The following is a 13,615-nucleotide window of genomic DNA, read 5'->3' on the forward strand; positions in this document are numbered from 1 at the left end:
CTGCTTGATTTTGTAGGTCGGGTAAGCGCTAGCACCACCCGACAAGGTATATCAACCCGCTACCGCAATACGCTTCATATCCGTCATATAGCCGCGCAGTTTCTTACCTACCTGCTCAATCGCATGGCTACGAATCGCGTCGTTCACGTCGCGAAGCTGTGCGTTGTCTACCGCGCCTTCCGGGATAGCACTACCCAGATCGCCCGGTTGCAATTCCGCCATAAACGGTTTCAGCAGCGGTACGCAAGCGTAAGAGAACAGGTAGTTACCGTATTCTGCGGTATCGGAGATAACCACGTTCATTTCGTACAGGCGCTTACGAGCGATAGTGTTGGCAATCAGCGGCAGTTCGTGCAGTGATTCGTAGTAAGCGGATTCTTCGATGATGCCGGAATCGACCATGGTTTCGAACGCCAGCTCAACGCCCGCTTTCACCATCGCGATCATCAGCACGCCTTTATCGAAGTACTCCTGCTCGCCGATTTTACCTTCATACTGTGGTGCGGTTTCGAACGCGGTTTTGCCGGTCTCTTCACGCCAGGTCAGCAGTTTCTTATCGTCGTTGGCCCAGTCAGCCATCATGCCGGAAGAGAATTCGCCAGAGATGATGTCGTCCATGTGTTTCTGGAACAGCGGCGCCATGATCTCTTTCAGCTGCTCAGACAGCGCGTAAGCACGCAGTTTTGCCGGGTTAGACAGACGGTCCATCATCAGGGTGATGCCGCCCTGCTTCAGCGCTTCGGTGATGGTTTCCCAGCCGAACTGAATCAGTTTTTCCGCGTATGCCGGGTCGGTGCCTTCTGCCACCAGCTTGTCGAAACACAGCAGAGAACCGGCCTGCAGCATACCGCACAGAATAGTCTGCTCGCCCATCAGGTCAGATTTCACTTCCGCAACGAAAGAAGATTCCAGTACGCCCGCACGGTGACCGCCGGTGGCCGCAGCCCAGGCTTTCGCAATCGCCATGCCTTCGCCTTTCGGGTCGTTTTCCGGGTGAACGGCGATCAGCGTCGGCACGCCGAAACCACGTTTGTACTCTTCGCGCACTTCGGTGCCCGGACACTTCGGCGCTACCATCACTACGGTGATGTCTTTACGGATCTGCTCGCCCACTTCCACGATATTGAAGCCGTGGGAGTAGCCCAGCGCCGCGCCGTCTTTCATCAGCGGCTGTACGGAGCGCACCACGTCGGAATGCTGTTTGTCTGGCGTCAGGTTAACCACCAGGTCAGCCTGCGGAATCAGCTCTTCGTAGGTACCCACTTTGAAGCCGTTTTCGGTCGCTTTACGCCAGGAGGCACGCTTCTCAGCAATCGCTTCTTTACGCAGGGCGTAGGAGATATCCAGACCGGAATCACGCATGTTCAGGCCCTGGTTCAGCCCCTGAGCGCCACAGCCGACGATGACCACTTTTTTACCCTGAAGGTAGCTCGCGCCGTCGGCGAATTCGTCGCGGCCCATAAAGCGGCATTTACCCAGCTGCGCCAGCTGCTGGCGCAGGTTCAGTGTATTAAAGTAGTTAGCCATGATGGTGTACTCCGTGATGTTGTGTGTCGCGCTTATTGTTCGGTTTACAGATTGCTATCTGTGCGAATGAACCCACATTACAACAGGAAATTTATTGCGGAAATTGATATATTCACAACGTTATGTTGCGGTTTATGCAACGTCAAAAACCGGAGGTCTGTCTGTGGATTTACGCGATCTAAAAACCTTCCTGCATCTGGCGGAAAGCCGCCATTTTGGCCGCAGCGCGCGGGCGATGCATGTCAGTCCTTCCACCCTTTCCCGACAGATTCAGCGGCTGGAAGAAGACCTCGGCCAGCCGCTGTTTGTGCGCGATAACCGTACGGTCACGCTGACCGAAGCGGGTGAAGAGCTGCGAGTGTTTGCCCAACAGACACTTTTGCAATATCAGCAGTTGCGCCATACCCTCGATCAGCAGGGGCCGTCCCTTTCCGGCGAACTGCATATTTTCTGCTCGGTGACCGCGGCATACAGTCATCTGCCGCCGATCCTCGACCGTTTTCGCGCCGAACACCCTTCTGTTGAAATCAAATTGACGACCGGAGATGCTGCCGATGCGATGGAAAAGGTGGTAACGGGAGAAGCGGACCTGGCAATCGCCGGCAAACCAGAAACGCTGCCCGGCGCGGTGGCGTTTTCGATGCTGGAAAATCTGGCGGTGGTGCTGATCGCCCCGGCACTGCCCTGCCCGGTGCGTAATCAGGTTTCGGTTGATAAGCCCGACTGGTCGACGGTGCCGTTTATCATGGCCGACCAGGGGCCGGTACGCCGTCGCATTGAGCTATGGTTCCGCCGGCATAAAATCAGCAATCCGCAAATTTACGCCACCGTCGGCGGTCACGAAGCGATGGTCTCAATGGTGGCGCTGGGCTGCGGCGTGGCGCTGCTGCCGGAAGTGGTGCTGGAAAACAGCCCGGAGCCGGTGCGTAATCGCGTAATGATTTTAGAACGCAGCGATGAAAAAACGCCGTTTGAGCTTGGCGTCTGCGCGCAAAAAAAGCGGCTGCATGAGCCGCTAATTGATGCGTTCTGGAAGATTTTACCGAATTAGTTTTACGGCCCTACCGTTACCCGAACAGGCTTCCCAATACGGCTAAGCATATTCACCAGAGCATCAATGGTGAATTTGCTGCATTTCTTGTTGACGACATCCGAAACGCGCGGTCGGGATATATGCAAAACTGTAGCAACCTCGGCTTGCTTCATCTGGTTTCGCGTAATCCAGAGGGTAATTTCTTCCATAAGCTGTTCTTTAATGGCTAACGTGTTTTCGATTTCACTCAGGGAATCAGCGTAAAACTTTTCTGCGTCCTGCTTATGAAACCCCAAATCAGCAAAAACATTACCGCCAGATGGCGTCACATGGCGAATATCACTATCAGTTTTGGCAATCATAAGCTGTTTCTCCGTTGTTGCACCACCCGGTTATAACGCGTTCTGGCGATGTTTTTATCGTGCTGACTGGTTTGTTGCGTCTGTTTTTGGAAACTATGCAAAACGTAGAGTGCTTCTTCAAACTTAGCGACATACATAACGCGATAGATACCATTGTTGTCACGAATCCGAATTTCATTTACCCCAGCCCCAATTTCTGAAAACGGTTTCCAGTCATCGGGTTCAATTCCATACTGAATTTTGTGAAGCTGATAACCGACTGCTTTACGTACCGTTATGGGAAAAGCCAGGAGATCCTCCAGAGAAGATCCCACCCATCGAATTTCTTTTTCATTGGAGAGAGCTCGGGTGAGTAACATAACATCCTTGTGTATAAAATTTTATACATTGCTTTTAACAGGTGCAAGTGATGGCGGTGCTAACGATATGGTGAGCCGAGGTTCACCACAAGCAGATTGGGCGCCTTCTGGAAAACGTCTCGCAAAATGAAATGAGTGGATGCTCCGGGCTGGCAGGAAAGCCCAATAACTGAGGGAAGATAATATCTGGATATCAGGCCCACTTTACTTTGTGGGCCCGAAAAACTAAACGCTGAATTAACCCGCCAGAAAGAACCGAAACGCCGGGTTATTGCTCTCATCATGGCATTCATAGCCCAGCTCATGCAGCCGGGTTTCGAAATCCGGCTCATGATCGCCTAACTCGAACGCCGCCAGCACGCGGCCATAATCGGTACCGTGGCTGCGGTAATGGAATAGCGAAATATTCCAGTGCGTGCCAAGCGTATGCAGGAATTTGAGCAACGCGCCGGGCGACTCCGGAAATTCGAAACTATACAAACGCTCCTGTAATGGCTTGGAGGGGCGCCCGCCGACCATATAGCGCACATGCAGCTTCGCCATTTCATCGTCGGAGAGATCCACTACGCTATAACCGCCGTCGCACAGTTGGGTGATAATCTCTTTTCGTTCCTCCAGCCCCTGACTGACGCGTACGCCGACAAAAATACAGGCATTTTTCGCGTCGGCAAAACGGTAGTTAAATTCGGTGACCATACGCCCGCCAAGCAACTGACAGAATTTGAGGAAGCTCCCCTTTTCTTCCGGAATGGTCACCGCCAGTAACGCTTCGCGCTGTTCCCCCAGCTCGCAGCGTTCAGACACATAGCGCAAGCCGTGGAAGTTGACGTTGGCGCCGGAAAGGACGTGCGCCAGGCGTTCGCCGCGAATATTGTGCTGGGCGATATATTTTTTCATCCCCGCCAGCGCCAGCGCGCCGGACGGCTCCGCCACCGCGCGCACGTCTTCAAACAGATCTTTCATCGCCGCGCAGATAGCGTCGCTATCCACGGTGACAATATCATCAAGGTATTCCTGACACAGCCGGAACGTTTCGTCGCCGATGCGTTTTACCGCCACGCCTTCAGCAAATAACCCAACGCGCGGGAGATCCACTGGATGACCGGCTTCCAACGCCGCTTTCAGGCAGGCAGAATCCTCCGCTTCGACGGCAATCACTTTGATTTGCGGCATCAATTGTTTGATCAGTACCGCTACGCCCGCCGCCAGGCCGCCGCCGCCAACCGGCACAAAGACACGATCGAGATGCGAATCCTGCTGAAGCAGTTCCAGCGCCAGCGTGCCCTGCCCGGCGATCACCATTGGGTGATCAAACGGCGGCACCCAGGTAAACCCCTGCTGCTGCGCCAGTTCAATAGCTTTCGCTTTCGCTTCATCAAAATTAGCGCCGTGCAACAGCACTTCGCCGCCAAAACCGCGTACCGCATCGACTTTAATATCCGCCGTTGCTTTTGGCATGACGATCAGAGACTTCACGCCAAGCCGCGCGGAGGAGAACGCCACGCCCTGTGCATGGTTCCCCGCCGACGCGGTAATCACGCCGTGGGCTTTTTGTTCTTCGGTCAATCCGGCCATCATCGCGTAAGCGCCGCGCAGCTTAAAGCTATGTACCGGCTGCCGGTCTTCGCGTTTGACGAGAATAACGTTGTCCAGACGTGACGAGAGCTTTTCCATTTTTTGCAGCGGCGTCACCTGCGCCGCTTCGTATACTGGCGCGCGTAGCACCGCGCGCAGATACTCCGCCCCTTCCGGCGCGACTGACAGAGGTTGAGATTCCGCCATCATCAACCTCCCAGTTTCGATTTATCGCGCACCGCGCCTTTATCGGCGCTGGTCGCCAGGCTGGCGTAGGCACGCAGGGCAAACGAAACCTGACGCTGACGATTTTTCGGCGTCCAGGCTTTATCGCCGCGAGCTTCCTGCGCCTCGCGGCGTGCGGCGATTTCAGCCTCGCTCAACTGCAACTGAATGCTGCGGTTCGGGATATCAATCGCAATGGTGTCGCCATCTTCAATCAGCGCAATAGTGCCGCCGCTGGCCGCTTCCGGCGAGACGTGGCCGATGGAAAGACCCGAAGTACCGCCGGAGAAACGCCCATCGGTGATGAGCGCGCAGGCTTTGCCCAGCCCCATCGACTTCAGGAAACTGGTCGGATAGAGCATTTCCTGCATTCCCGGCCCGCCTTTCGGCCCTTCGTAGCGGATTACGACCACATCGCCTTCCACTACTTTGCCGCCGAGAATCGCCTCTACCGCATCGTCCTGGCTTTCGTAAACTTTGGCAGGACCGGTAAATTTAAGGATGCTGTCATCCACGCCCGCGGTTTTTACGATGCAGCCGTTTTCGGCGAAGTTACCATACAGCACCGCCAGACCGCCGTCTTTGCTATAGGCATATTCCAGCGAGCGGATGCAACCCGCTGCGCGGTCGTCATCCAGCGAATCCCAGCGACAATCCTGAGAGAACGCCTGGGTAGTACGGATACCGGCAGGGCCAGCACGGAACATTTTTTTAACCGCTTCGTCCTGCGTAACCGTGATGTCGTACTGTTCCAGCGTTTGCGGCAGCGTCAGGCCTAATACGTTTTTCACGTTGCGGTTCAGCAGCCCGGCGCGATCCAGCTCGCCTAAAATACCCAGCACACCGCCGGCACGGTGAACATCTTCCATATGGTATTTCTGGGTACTTGGCGCCACTTTACACAGCTGCGGCACCTTGCGGGACAGCTTGTCGATATCACTCATGGTGAAGTCGATTTCCGCTTCCTGCGCCGCCGCCAGTAGATGCAGAACGGTATTGGTCGAACCGCCCATCGCAATATCCAGCGTCATGGCGTTTTCAAACGCGGCTTTGCTGGCGATGTTACGCGGCAGTGCGCTTTCGTCGTTTTGCTCGTAGTAACGTTTAGTCAGTTCAACAATCCGCTTACCGGCATTGAGGAACAACTGCTTCCGGTCAGCATGGGTCGCCAGCAGCGAACCGTTGCCCGGCTGCGACAGGCCCAGCGCTTCGGTCAGGCAATTCATGGAGTTAGCGGTAAACATGCCGGAGCAGGAGCCGCAGGTTGGACAGGCGGAACGCTCCACCTGGTTACTTTGATCGTCAGAGACTTTCGGGTCCGCGCCCTGAATCATGGCATCAACCAGATCCAGCTTGATAATTTTGTCTGAAAGCTTGGTTTTCCCGGCTTCCATCGGTCCGCCGGAGACAAAGATCACCGGAATATTCAGGCGCAGCGAGGCCATGAGCATCCCTGGGGTGATTTTGTCGCAGTTGGAGATACACACCATCGCGTCAGCGCAGTGAGCGTTCACCATGTACTCAACAGAGTCGGCGATCAGCTCGCGCGACGGCAGTGAATAGAGCATACCCCCGTGCCCCATGGCGATCCCGTCATCCACGGCAATAGTGTTGAACTCTTTCGCCACCCCGCCGGAAGCTTCAATCTGTTCGGCGACCAGCTTACCGAGATCGCGCAGATGAACGTGACCCGGCACAAACTGAGTGAATGAGTTCACCACGGCGATAATCGGTTTGCCAAAATCACTGTCGGTCATTCCGGTGGCGCGCCACAGCGCGCGGGCACCCGCCATATTACGACCATGAGTGGTGGTGGCGGAACGGTACTTAGGCATGCTTTATTTACTCCCCATCTTTTCCCTTCATACTTCACGCCACAGGTGCGTTGGCTGCCTCACTCCAGTCACTTACTACAGTAAGCTCCTGGGGATTCGCTGCGTTGCCGCCTTCCTGTGACGCAAATTATCTTGGGAAAATATTAATTTTATTTATTATGAATTTACCGGATCCAACCAGCCCCATTTATCCTCGGTTTCTCCAGTGAAGAGACCAAAGAAGGCTTGTTGGATACGCTTGGTGACAGGACCGCAGCGGCCTTCGCCTACCTGGATACCATCAACGCTGCGTACCGGAGTAATTTCTGCCGCGGTTCCGGACATAAACACTTCGTCGGCCAGATACAGCGATTCACGGGACAGCACCTGCTCACGCACTTCAATACCCAGCTCTTTCGCCAGTTTGATGATCGCGTCGCGAGTAATGCCTGGCAGCGCGGAAGAGGTAAACGGCGGAGTAAACAGCACGCCATCTTTTACCTCAAACAGGTTTTCGCCTGCGCCTTCGGAGATATAGCCGTTTACATCCAGGGCGATGCCTTCCTGATAGCCGTGGCGGCGCGCTTCGCTACCCACCAGCAGTGAGGAAAGATAGTTCCCGCCCGCTTTGGCGGCGGTCGGAATGGTGTTCGGCGCAGCGCGGTTCCAGGAAGAAACCATCGCATCGATCCCCTGATCCAACGCTTCGGCACCCAGGTATGCCCCCCACGGGAACGCGGCGATGATGACGTCAGTGGTGTATCCCGGGGGCGGGTTAACGCCCATACCGACATCGCCGACAAATACCAACGGACGGATATAGGCGCTGGTCAGATTATTTTTACGAATTACGTCGCGGCAGGCTTCCATCAGCTCATCAATGCTCTGGGAAACCGGAAAACGATAAATTTTTGCTGAGTCGCGCAGGCGCTGCATATGTTCACGATGACGAAACACTACCGGGCCTTTGTGAGAGTCGTAGCACCGAATCCCTTCAAATACCGACGTACCGTAGTGCAGCGCGTGAGACATTACGTGAACCTTCGCGTCTTCCCAGCGCACCATCTCGCCATTGAACCAAATGTAATCAGCTTTTTTCGTCGTCATTTTTCTTCCTTTTGCGCTCAGGCGCGGATTTGTTGTGATGTGGCAGCGCTCTGGCAGATTGCGACATGCGCAACATCTACCAGTTTACTTAACTGACTAAACAGTAAGTCGACCGACCGGGGACTGGCAACGGTCAATTCAATATTTATATTCTGCGCATCGGTCGCGGCTTCCATATTCATGGAGCACACCTGAAAACCACGATGGCGCACCACGCGTAAAACACGTTCTAAGGTTTCTGGATTAAAGCGTGCCGATACATTGACCTGATGTTGCATCATGATAATTTCTCCAGCATTTCAGAGTTACTGGCGCCAGGCGGCACCAACGGCCAGACATTTTCAAGTTCGTCGATTGAGACGTGAAGCAGGTACGGCCCTTCGCTTGCCAACATCGTGTCGAGTGCCGCTTCAACCTGGTCTTTACGAGTAATGTGCTGGCCTGGAATGCCGAAGGCGCTGGCCAGCATGAGGAAATCGGGGTTATCGGTCAGGGTGGTTTCGCTATATCGCTCCTGGAAAAACAGTTGCTGCCATTGTCGAACCATCCCTAACCGCTGGTTGTCGAGTAAGACTATCTTCAACGGTAACTGCTTGCGTTTTACGGTGCCCAACTCCTGAACATTCATCATGAAGGAGCCGTCACCGGAGATACAGATAACGGTATCATTCGGTCGCGCTACCTGCGCGCCAACGGCCGCCGGTAAGCCGAATCCCATCGTCCCCAGACCGCTGGAAGTGATGAAGTTCTCCGGGCGGGTGTAAGTCATATGCTGGGCTGACCACATCTGATGCTGCCCCACATCCGTCGTCACCACACTGTCTGCGGGTTTGCGTTCCGACAATTGCTTCAACAACAACGGCGCATAGATAGTCTCGCCAGGATGGTCATAGCGCCAGGCGTGTTCTGCGCGCAGCTCTGCACAGGACTGACGCCATGCGTCGATCTTCAGCGGTTGCTGTAATGCCGGCAACAGCGAATTTAAATCGCCCTGCAACGCGACGTGTGCCTGACGCAGTTTGTTCATTTCCGCCGGGTCGATATCCATATGGATTACGCTGGCGTTAGGCGCAAACGTATTCAGCTTACCGGTCACCCGGTCATCAAAACGTGCACCCACTGCGATCAGTAAATCACACTCTTGCACCGCGAAATTAGCCGCTTTAGTACCGTGCATTCCCAGCATGCCCAGATAGTACGGATAATCAGCTTCAACAGCCCCCAGACCTTTCAGCGTGCAGGTAACTGGCATTTGCGTTACCGCGATAAATTTACGCAGCGCCGGAACCGCCTTCGCCATACCAACACCACCGCCGACGTACAGCATGGGTTTTTTCGCCTGTTCCAGCATCTGGCGCGCCTGTTCAACATCAGCCTGCGGGAAAGTCGCTTCGTTATCAACGGTAGTAAACCAGGGTTCCAGCTCACCGCTGGCCAACTGGATATCTTTCGGGATATCCACCAGAACCGGGCCAGGACGGCCAGCGTTGGCGACTTCAAAAGCCTCCGCCATGATGCGCGGCAACTCTGCCAGCGACTGCACCAGGAAGCTGTGTTTGGTACAGGCCAGCGACAGCCCTAACACATCCACCTCCTGGAACGCATCGGTGCCGATGAACGGGGCGGACACCTGACCCGTGATCGCGACGACGGGGACCGAATCTAACAACGCATCCGCCAGGCCAGTGATCAGGTTAGTGGCGCCAGGGCCGGAAGTGGCGATACAAACACCGGTTTTGCCGGTAGAACGGGCATAACCGATTGCCGCCATTGCGGCACCCTGCTCGTGTCGGCACAACAAATGCTCCACACCACCGTCATACAACGCGTCGTAAACCGGCATAATTGCGCCGCCAGGATAACCAAATACGGTTTTCACCCCCTGCGCTCGCAAAGCATGTACCACCCACTGTGCCCCGTTCATAGTTACATCCCCGTCGTAAATCTTGAGAAACAGAATTTTATGCTGTTATTCACGCTCTGCTCCTCGCTTAAGTTTTTCAGGCCAAAAAAAACCCCCGGACCTTTCGGTGCGGGGGTCTTAGTTCGTTAAGGCTTGATTTCTAAGCCTTTCCTCGTCCAAGTGCAGCCCCGCACGGTGGGATAATAATCACCACCACGCTAATCACGACCAGGCTAATCACTCGTAGAAGGGCTGTCATTTTTGTCTATTCTTGCATCTTGTTCGAAGGAATACCTAAAGAGTTACCATAGGTTTTGCCAATAGCACAAGATATTTTTTTAACCACGTTTCAGATAATGCAGGTGAATGCCTAAAAGGGCTTTGTTTTTTATAAGAAAAATTAGCAACTGAAAAATTTTCACGTTTTCCTCCCCCTTTTGGCGCACTCTACACCCTGTTTTCCTTCTTTTCGCTTCTGCGAGCGTTCTTCCAGTTTGATGTTTCTTACCTGAAAATGACGCCAAAATTCAGGAATCAGCCGCTAAAAAACAAAAAGTCAGTAATTCGATTTTCTCTTCTATTCCGCATAATCCGCGTAACAGGAGGGATTATGTCACTGGCGATTGTTCATACCCGCGCCGCACTTGGCGTCAATGCGCCGCCTATCACTATAGAGGTGCATATCAGTAATGGTTTACCGGGATTAACCATGGTTGGCCTACCGGAAACCACGGTAAAAGAGGCGCGTGACCGGGTACGTAGTGCGATTATTAATAGCGGATATGAATTTCCGGCTAAAAAAATAACCATTAACCTTGCTCCAGCCGATCTACCGAAAGAGGGCGGAAGGTATGACCTGCCTATTGCTGTTGCGCTTCTGGCCGCGTCTGAGCAGCTTACAGCGTCGAATCTTGAGGCATATGAGCTGGTGGGTGAGTTAGCGCTTACAGGCGCATTACGCGGCGTTCCTGGCGCAATATCAAGTGCAACGGAAGCCATCAAGGCCGGCAGAAATATTATCGTCGCAACAGAGAACGCGGCGGAGGTTGGGCTTATCAGCAAAGAAGGTTGTTTTATCGCCGATCATCTACAAACCGTCTGCGCCTTTCTGGAAGGGAAACACGCCCTGGAAAGACCTTTAGCTCAGGATATGGCATCGCCTACCGCAACTGCCGATCTTCGCGATGTGATCGGTCAGGAGCAGGGTAAACGCGGCCTGGAGATTACAGCGGCAGGGGGGCATAATCTGCTATTGATCGGCCCGCCGGGTACGGGTAAAACCATGCTGGCCAGTCGACTGAGCGGGATTCTTCCACCATTAAGCAATGAAGAGGCGTTGGAAAGCGCCGCGATCCTCAGTCTGGTTAATGCCGATACGGTACAAAAACGATGGCAGCAACGCCCCTTTCGCTCACCTCATCATAGCGCCTCACTTACTGCTATGGTCGGCGGCGGCGCAATACCCGCCCCGGGAGAGATATCGCTGGCGCACAACGGAATTTTGTTCCTTGATGAATTGCCTGAATTTGAACGACGCACACTGGATGCGCTACGTGAACCTATAGAATCCGGTCAAATTCATTTATCCCGTACCAGAGCGAAAATAACGTACCCTGCCAGGTTCCAGTTAATCGCCGCAATGAATCCCAGCCCGACCGGACATTATCAGGGAAACCATAATCGCTGCACGCCAGAACAGACACTACGTTACCTTAATCGGTTGTCAGGCCCGTTTCTTGATCGTTTTGACCTTTCTCTTGAGATACCGCTTCCTCCGCCCGGGATTCTTAGCCAACACGCCTCAAAGGGTGAGAGCAGCGCTACGGTAAAAAAGCGGGTCATCGCCGCCCATGAACGGCAGTACCGACGGCAGAAGAAGTTAAACGCGCGTCTGGAGGGTCGCGAAATCCAAAAATATTGTGTTTTGCAGCACGATGACGCCCGCTGGCTTGAAGACACGCTGGTGCATCTTGGATTATCCATTCGCGCCTGGCAGCGTTTACTAAAAGTGGCCAGAACCATTGCCGACATAGAACTGGCTGACCAGATCTCACGTCAGCATTTGCAGGAAGCGGTAAGCTATCGGGCGATAGACAGGTTGTTAATTCATTTGCAAAAGCTGTTGGCGTAAAAAAAGGGCATTACGCCCTTTTTATTAATCATCAGCTTCGGTGTAGTCTTCTGCGCCTTCAACTTGCGGCTTGCCGCCAGACAAGGTGTGGAAGCGTTTTGGACGCTTGATACGCGTCATATACTTGGACCAGACGCGTTCTGCATCCGTTACCGGCTCGCGTTCACCGCGACATACCGCTACAAACAGCTTCTCTTCTTCAGTCACAGGCTCACGCTTGCCAAGATCCAGATCATTAAAGGCATGACCATGACGCTCAAGCAGCTGTGCCTCTTTAATCGTGAAATCACCGTGACGAGAGAATCCACGTGGATAATGTTTATTGTCAAAATATCGATTAGTCGTCGTAAAGCTTTCCGCCATCCTGCACGCTCCTAATTCTTTGTCTGAGCTATTTATGGCGCGGAGTATTAGTTACGCTTGACAGAGTGTAAAACAAAACATTTAAATCATAACGACAAATAATTTTGTGGAGAGCACAGTGGATACGGAATTGTTAAAAACTTTCCTGGAAGTTAGCCGGACACGCCATTTCGGGCGGGCCGCAGAAGCACTTTACCTGACGCAATCCGCGGTGAGCTTTCGTATCAGGCAACTGGAGAATCAACTGGGCGTAAACCTTTTTACGCGGCACAGAAACAATATCCGTTTAACCACGGCTGGCGAAAAACTTTTACCGTATGCGGAAACGCTGATGAATACGTGGCAGGCGGCACGTAAAGAGGTGGCGCATACCTCACGCCATAACGAGTTTTCCATCGGCGCCAGCGCGTCTTTATGGGAGTGTATGCTTAACGCCTGGCTGGGTCGACTGTACCAACTACAGGAGCCGCAAAGCGGCCTGCAGTTCGAAGCCAGAATCGCTCAACGGCAATCGCTTGTGAAGCAACTTCATGAACGCCAGCTTGATCTCCTCATTACTACCGAAGCGCCCAAAATGGATGAGTTCAGCAGTCAGCTGTTAGGGCACTTCACTTTGGCGTTATATTGCAGCAGCCCTGCCCGTAAGAAATCAGAACTCAATTATCTGCGGCTGGAGTGGGGACCAGACTTCCAACAGCATGAAACAGGGCTGATCGCAGCAGATGAAGTGCCGGTATTAACAACCAGCTCAGCCGAACTCGCCCGACAGCAGCTTAGCGCATTAAATGGCTGTAGCTGGCTTCCTGTAAACTGGGCAAATGAAAAGGGCGGATTACATACCGTTGCCGACAGCGCAACGCTTTCACGGCCACTATACGCCATTTGGCTGCAAAACAGCGATAAATACTCGCTGATCTGCGATCTGTTAAAAACGGATGTGCTGGATGAACAATGAAAATGATGAAAAGAAAAAGAAGGGAACTTACGATTACCTGATCAGATAATCAGGTAATTTTAGGCAAAAAAAAATCCTTAGCAGATGCTAAGGATTATTTCTGGCAGGGGCGGAGAGACTCGAACTCCCAACACCCGGTTTTGGAGACCGGTGCTCTACCAATTGAACTACGCCCCTAATTAGGGTGGCGGAACGGACGGGACTCGAACCCGCGACCCCCTGCGTGACAGGCAGGTATTCTAACCAACTGAACTACCGCTC

14 protein-coding genes and 1 tRNA gene are annotated in these 13,615 nt (G+C 53.5%); 3 read left to right on the forward strand and 12 right to left on the reverse strand.

Going from position 1 to position 13,615, the window contains the following annotated elements:
* Positions 1–51 precede the first annotated feature (51 nt).
* On the reverse strand, positions 52–1,527 hold the full coding sequence (ilvC, locus tag NA197_RS21085; protein WP_023206354.1) for a ketol-acid reductoisomerase: 1,476 nt from the start codon (positions 1,525–1,527) through the stop codon (positions 52–54).
* 163 nt (positions 1,528–1,690) lie between these two features.
* Between ilvC and ilvY the strand changes: the two genes are divergently transcribed.
* Entirely contained in the window at positions 1,691–2,578 is an 888-nt protein-coding gene (gene ilvY, locus NA197_RS21090; protein WP_000365798.1) for an HTH-type transcriptional activator IlvY, read from the forward strand.
* Between the two features lie 2 nt (positions 2,579–2,580).
* Here the strand turns inward: ilvY and NA197_RS21095 are convergent, their stop codons facing one another.
* The 9 genes from NA197_RS21095 to ilvL form a co-directional block, all read right to left on the reverse strand.
* Positions 2,581–2,922 carry a helix-turn-helix domain-containing protein gene (locus NA197_RS21095; RefSeq protein ID WP_001583568.1) on the reverse strand — a complete coding sequence of 114 codons (342 nt, stop codon included), beginning with the start codon at positions 2,920–2,922 and terminating at the stop codon, positions 2,581–2,583.
* Positions 2,919–3,236 carry a type II toxin-antitoxin system RelE/ParE family toxin gene (locus tag NA197_RS21100; RefSeq protein ID WP_000535852.1) on the reverse strand — a complete coding sequence of 106 codons (318 nt, stop codon included), beginning with the start codon at positions 3,234–3,236 and terminating at the stop codon, positions 2,919–2,921. The genes NA197_RS21095 and NA197_RS21100 overlap by 4 nt, the downstream gene beginning before the upstream one ends.
* 282 nt (positions 3,237–3,518) lie before the next feature.
* Positions 3,519–5,063 carry a threonine ammonia-lyase, biosynthetic gene (gene ilvA / locus NA197_RS21105; RefSeq protein ID WP_001524959.1) on the reverse strand — a complete coding sequence of 515 codons (1,545 nt, stop codon included), beginning with the start codon at positions 5,061–5,063 and terminating at the stop codon, positions 3,519–3,521.
* 2 nt (positions 5,064–5,065) lie between these two features.
* Complete coding sequence (ilvD, locus tag NA197_RS21110; protein WP_001127434.1) at positions 5,066–6,916, reverse strand: dihydroxy-acid dehydratase; 1,851 nt, start codon at positions 6,914–6,916, stop codon at positions 5,066–5,068.
* Positions 6,917–7,072: 156 nt separating this feature from the next.
* The gene (ilvE, locus tag NA197_RS21115) at positions 7,073–8,002 is read right to left on the reverse strand and encodes a branched-chain-amino-acid transaminase (RefSeq protein ID WP_000208528.1); all 930 of its coding nucleotides are present in this window, start codon (positions 8,000–8,002) and stop codon (positions 7,073–7,075) included.
* A gap of 17 nt (positions 8,003–8,019) precedes the next feature.
* Positions 8,020–8,283: an acetolactate synthase 2 small subunit gene (gene ilvM, locus NA197_RS21120; protein ID WP_000983260.1), complete on the reverse strand. Its 264-nt coding sequence runs from the start codon at positions 8,281–8,283 to the stop codon at positions 8,020–8,022.
* Entirely contained in the window at positions 8,280–9,926 is a 1,647-nt protein-coding gene (ilvG, locus tag NA197_RS21125; RefSeq protein ID WP_001012560.1) for an acetolactate synthase 2 catalytic subunit, read from the reverse strand. The genes ilvM and ilvG overlap by 4 nt, the downstream gene beginning before the upstream one ends.
* 2 nt (positions 9,927–9,928) lie before the next feature.
* On the reverse strand, positions 9,929–9,979 hold the full coding sequence (ilvX, locus tag NA197_RS21130) for a peptide IlvX (RefSeq protein ID WP_192930503.1): 51 nt from the start codon (positions 9,977–9,979) through the stop codon (positions 9,929–9,931).
* An 86-nt stretch (positions 9,980–10,065) separates the two neighbouring features.
* Positions 10,066–10,164, reverse strand: a complete 99-nt coding sequence (gene ilvL / locus NA197_RS21135) for an ilv operon leader peptide (RefSeq protein WP_001311244.1) — start codon at positions 10,162–10,164, stop codon at positions 10,066–10,068.
* Positions 10,165–10,515: 351 nt separating this feature from the next.
* On the opposite strand from ilvL, the gene NA197_RS21140 reads away from it, so the two are divergent.
* The gene (locus tag NA197_RS21140; protein WP_000050211.1) at positions 10,516–12,036 is read left to right on the forward strand and encodes a YifB family Mg chelatase-like AAA ATPase; all 1,521 of its coding nucleotides are present in this window, start codon (positions 10,516–10,518) and stop codon (positions 12,034–12,036) included.
* 24 nt (positions 12,037–12,060) lie between these two features.
* Here NA197_RS21140 and maoP read toward each other — a convergent pair whose 3' ends face one another.
* Positions 12,061–12,399 carry a macrodomain Ori organization protein MaoP gene (gene maoP / locus NA197_RS21145; protein WP_000840996.1) on the reverse strand — a complete coding sequence of 113 codons (339 nt, stop codon included), beginning with the start codon at positions 12,397–12,399 and terminating at the stop codon, positions 12,061–12,063.
* Between the two features lie 106 nt (positions 12,400–12,505).
* Between maoP and hdfR the strand changes: the two genes are divergently transcribed.
* Positions 12,506–13,354, forward strand: a complete 849-nt coding sequence (gene hdfR, locus NA197_RS21150) for an HTH-type transcriptional regulator HdfR (protein ID WP_001541181.1) — start codon at positions 12,506–12,508, stop codon at positions 13,352–13,354.
* Between the two features lie 101 nt (positions 13,355–13,455).
* Here the strand turns inward: hdfR and NA197_RS21155 are convergent.
* Positions 13,456–13,531, reverse strand: a tRNA-Trp gene (locus NA197_RS21155).
* Positions 13,532–13,615: the final 84 nt, after the last annotated feature.

Source organism: Salmonella sp. NW884 (genome assembly GCF_051700745.1).
GTDB classification, from domain to species: Bacteria; Pseudomonadota; Gammaproteobacteria; order Enterobacterales; family Enterobacteriaceae; genus Salmonella; species Salmonella enterica.